The sequence below is a fragment of the Dysgonomonas sp. Marseille-P4677 genome (genome assembly GCF_016652235.1).
Classification (GTDB): Bacteria; Bacteroidota; Bacteroidia; order Bacteroidales; family Dysgonomonadaceae; genus Dysgonomonas.
Genome location: NZ_JAEPKU010000205.1, coordinates 1 through 4,540, shown reverse-complemented (window position 1 = coordinate 4,540; position 4,540 = coordinate 1). Strand labels below are relative to the sequence as shown.

At 33.7% G+C, this 4,540-nt stretch carries 4 protein-coding genes; 2 read left to right on the top strand and 2 right to left on the bottom strand.

Translation table 11 applies throughout. The features are described from left to right. The coding region (locus tag JGH11_RS19145; protein ID WP_201114469.1) for a hypothetical protein at positions 1–607 on the top strand (607 nt) is incomplete at its 5' end. Between the two features lie 71 nt (positions 608–678). On the opposite strand, the gene tilS is transcribed toward JGH11_RS19145, so the two are convergent. Further along, entirely contained in the window at positions 679–1,995 is a 1,317-nt protein-coding gene (tilS, locus tag JGH11_RS19140; RefSeq protein ID WP_370567636.1) for a tRNA lysidine(34) synthetase TilS, read from the bottom strand. Between the two features lie 4 nt (positions 1,996–1,999). Then, positions 2,000–3,229 carry an HD domain-containing protein gene (locus JGH11_RS19135; protein ID WP_201114463.1) on the bottom strand — a complete coding sequence of 410 codons (1,230 nt, stop codon included), beginning with the start codon at positions 3,227–3,229 and terminating at the stop codon, positions 2,000–2,002. Positions 3,230–3,359: 130 nt separating this feature from the next. Here JGH11_RS19135 and JGH11_RS19130 point away from each other — a divergent pair, with 130 nt between their 5' ends. Further along, entirely contained in the window at positions 3,360–4,190 is an 831-nt protein-coding gene (locus JGH11_RS19130; protein ID WP_201114461.1) for a TerC family protein, read from the top strand. Positions 4,191–4,540 lie beyond the last annotated feature (350 nt).

Sequence of the window (4,540 nt, the reverse complement as noted above, 5' to 3'; positions counted from 1 at the left end):
TTATTCTATTGGGGTGTGTTTTGCAGCTATTACCCTATTCAGTTCTTGTTCGGGTTGTGTAAAGAAAGCTTCTAAAAAGTTAACAGAAACAGGACTTGATGCGGTAGAAGGTATTTCCGAAGCTGTAGATGAACATGGTGCAAGAGTAGGAGAAAAAGCAACAGATGCTGCCGGAAAACTAGCCGAAGGGGTAGGTCGTAGTCTGGATAGGCAAATGGATGAACATGCTGAAAAAGTGGCCTCTGTACTTGGTCGCACATTGGTACAAACAGTGGAAGGTTTAGACAAAGGTGCTACAGCTCAGTATTATGATCCAATCTCATATACACCGAACCTATGTACAGGAGTGAGTCTTGACTACTTTGGGAAAATAAAATCAAAAGCTGTTATCGATGCTTATTTTATTGTTATTCACAAGGGAACATACACTTGTAAATTCCAGTTTATAGGAGCTGATGGTAAAGTTTATCTAACTAAAGATGCGGAAATAGTAATTCCGGAAGATGCTCGGAAATATTCTCTTGTCAGCTTTGCTCTTAATCCGGAAGAAGAAAAAGCTTTCGCCAATAATAATGGAGATGTGAAGATTGTTGTTACTAAAAAATAATAAGTCTTAGATATAACAAGGGCGTCATTATTTATATAGTGGCGCCCTTTATGTTTTATTTCTGTTATTCTTCAATCGTTAAGCGTTATTTCTATAACGTTTGTTGTCTCATTCGTTATTTTAAATCTGTCATCAGCTCTATGGCCTACAATCCAAATAATATTATCTCCGGAACAGAGTAGCCACGTATCTTTTTTCTCAAAAAGGTTGAATTTATTGTCTGTAAAATAGTCGCTGATTTTTTTCTTCCCCTTCATTCCAAAAGGGATAAACCAATCTCCTTGTTGCCATTTGCGTAAGGTAAGTGGATATGTTATTTTATCAGCATCTAAGTAGATTATATTTGTCTTCTTTTCAATAGAGAAGCTGTCATTTACTGGTATTCTCTTTATCAATAGATGTAAGGGTTGTGATATGTAACTTTCTTCTGCTTGAATATTAAAACTCTCGAGAGATAGAGCTTCTCTTTTTTTTAGAATTAAATACCCTCTGTCTTTTAATAATTCATGAGTTTCGGAATAGAATATTTTCCCTGATTGACTGATGATAGATTCGAATATTTGGTTTGTTGTTGATGAATTGAAACCATAAGGAGATAATAATTCAAATAATATGGCTTCAGGTTCAATGTATTGAACCAATAGTGAAATATCTATCTTATTATCGTTGAAAATATTAAGTTTTACTTGATCTATATATATTCTGTAAATGCTTTCTACTTGCGATAAATGCTCAGCAGTACGCATAATAGATTCCTTGGCTGAGGGATTTATTGTTTCTATAAGAGGAATAAGATTTAGTCTAATCTTGTTGCGAGTGTATAGATCTTCATTGTTCGTACTATCCTCAACAAACGAAATCTTTCGCTCTTTCAAATATTCTAATATTTCATTACGGCTCAGACATAATAAGGGACGAATTATATATCCATTTTCCGGAGATATTCCGGTCAACCCTCTGATGCCAGTACCTCTAATCAGATTAAGCAATATAGTTTCTACAGAGTCGTCACGATGATGTGCTACCGCTATTTTATCTGCCAAATGTATAACTCGGAGCTTTTCAAACCAGTTGTAACGTAATTCACGGGCGGCCATTTCAATGGAAATAGAGTTTATTTCAGCATGGGTTTCCGTATCGAAATCGATTCGTTCATATTTTAAACTGTACTTTTTGCATAATTCTTCCACGAAGAAGGCATCTCTGTTAGATTCTTCGCCTCGTAAATGAAAGTTACAGTGTGCTACAACACATTCAATTTTAAAACTATGTAAAATGTCAAGTAATGCTACCGAATCAGCACCACCGCTAACACCTACAATAAGTTTCTCAGCACCTGTTAGAAGTTCATTGTCAATTATATATTGTTCGACTTTAGACCTGCTCATCGTATTAATCAATTCTTAGGTAAGAAAAGTAATGCTTTTCTACTTTTTTTGAAAGAAGTTGTATATTCAACATATCAGAAGCTTCAGAGATATCTTTAATAGTTTCGTCATTATATAAAATATCAATACTATCATCTTCCTCATTATACATATTTGTATAAATAACATCAGATGAATAAAAGAAAGATGCTTCGTTTTCGTCTACTCCTAATTCTTCCTTGTATTTATTTATATGCTTTTCTATTTCTTTTTGGTTCAAAGGTTCATTTGTTATTTGTATTTTAAACAAATTTCTGTTTATGAGTGAATAGCTTAGTTTAGATAGTACTATATCCTCATTTTCAGCCCAGACTTTAAGTGCACACCAGATATCGTTATCGTCTAAATTAACAAAGTGCCTTAATACATCATCTGTGTTATTCTTAAATAGAGCTTGGTCTACTTCATTTTCTAAAAAATAAGAGAGTGAAGGTGATGCAAAAAGTTTGACTCCTCTCTTAGTTAAGTCTTTTGCCCGGGTTAATGTTTTTATTAGCATTTTTTCAGCGGCTACAGCTGTTTTATGCAGATATACCTGCCAATACATAAGTCTGCGAGACATTAAAAAATTCTCTATCGAATAGATTCCTTTTGCTTCAACTACAAGTCGATCATTTCTTAGATCAAGCATTTTTATAATTCTGGCAGAGCCAATATTGCCTTCAGTAACACCTGTGAAGAAACTGTCGCGACGCAAGTAGTCCAATCTGTCTACATCTAATTGACCGCTAACAAGCTGGTGTAGAAATTTCTTGTGATATTCATTCTTAAATATTGATATACAGATATCTAATTCACCATTAAGCTCTTTGTTTAGTAGCTCCATAAGAGCCAAAGAAAGCTCCTCATGGTGTATCCCATTTGTAAGTGTATGTTCTAATACATGAGAGAATGGACCATGTCCAACATCATGTAGTAGAATACAAGATAAAGCTCCGTTTGCTTCTTCTTGAGTTATTTCATGCCCTTTGAAACGAAGATTGTTTATTGCTTCATCCATTAAGTACATTGCTCCTATAGAGTGGTGGAGGCGCGTATGCTGAGCTCCGGGATACACAAACGATGCTAGGCCTAGTTGCCTTATTCTATTCAACCTTTGCAAAAAAGGATGTTGTATTAGCTTATACAAGAAGTTGTTAGGGATAGTTATAAATCCAAATACAGGGTCGTTTATTCTCTTTTTTTTATTACTCATCGTAATAGATTGATGTTGAATTTCGTTTTTATTTACTCAAAGATAAGGAGAATTTATTAATCTGAAATTATATTTAATTTTTCAGAAAATGAGTCGAATTCTTTATTAAATTTGCCCTTAAAAAATATTTATGGAAATTCTCGAAACTTTTCTTTTGCCTAGTGCATGGATCGCTTTGCTTACTTTGGCATTTCTAGAGATAGTATTAGGTATAGATAATATAGTTTTCTTATCTATTATTTCATCCAAACTACCGCAAAAAGAACAGCCTAAAGCCCGTACGGTAGGCCTTATTTTGGCTATGCTCTTTCGTATTCTTTTGTTGTTTTGTATTTCTTGGTTGATGAAGCTTACCAAGCCTATTTTTTCTTTTGATACAGCCTGGTTCGATGGTTCTATATCAGGACAAAGTATTATTATTGGAGTAGGAGGACTCTTTTTATTATATAAGAGCGTAACAGAAATTCATCATAAATTAGAAGGAGAGAGCGATGCGGTTCATGGTAAATCAAAGACAGGTTTTATTGGCGTTATCGTACAGATTGTGGCCCTCGATATTGTATTTTCGTTCGACAGCGTTCTTACAGCCGTAGGATTAGTAAGTTTCAATGAGTTCGGTTACGTCGGTGCTATGACAATTATGGTAACAGCTGTGGTAATTGCGGTTCTTATAATGCTTCTATTCTCAGGTCCGGTAAGTAAATTTGTTAATGAGCATCCTACGATACAAATGCTGGGACTTTCATTCCTGATTCTTATTGGTGTTATGTTGTTAGTTGAGGCTGCTCATTTATCTCAGATATCTATATTTGGTTCGGTTGTAGGAGAGATTCCTAAAGGTTATATTTACTTTGCTATAGCATTCTCATTATTGGTTGAATTCCTAAATATGAAGTTGAGGAAAAAATCAACTCCTGTAAAATTAAAAGATTCTGAAATAATAGAGTCGCAAGAGAAATAAATAAAGCTACTCAGTATAATAAAGGCGTGTAAACTGTTTTACACGCCTTTACTTTTATATGAAAGCTACCCTATTTTATTTTACTTTTTTGTTCAGATCTATAACGTTCCATTTGTTCATTGATCGATTTGTCTACCTTTGCGCCTAAATCTGAAGGTACATTATAACTATTACAGTGTTTAATACAATAATTACAATTTTCAACACATTGATTAGAGCAATCTGAATAGTTACATTCATTAATGCCTAAAAGAATGTTAGCTACAACACAAGAACAGAAAGAAATTGAAATAATAGAGAATAAAGATATTACTAGAATATTTCTTATATGTAAAGATTTCATAGATAAA

Coding starts and splice junctions, on each gene's coding strand:
- tilS (WP_370567636.1), bottom strand. CDS start 1,995: ATGAGCAGGTCTAAAGTCGAACAATATATAATTGACAATGAACTTCTA.
- JGH11_RS19135 (WP_201114463.1), bottom strand. CDS start 3,229: ATGAGTAATAAAAAAAAGAGAATAAACGACCCTGTATTTGGATTTATA.
- JGH11_RS19130 (WP_201114461.1), top strand. CDS start 3,360: ATGGAAATTCTCGAAACTTTTCTTTTGCCTAGTGCATGGATCGCTTTG.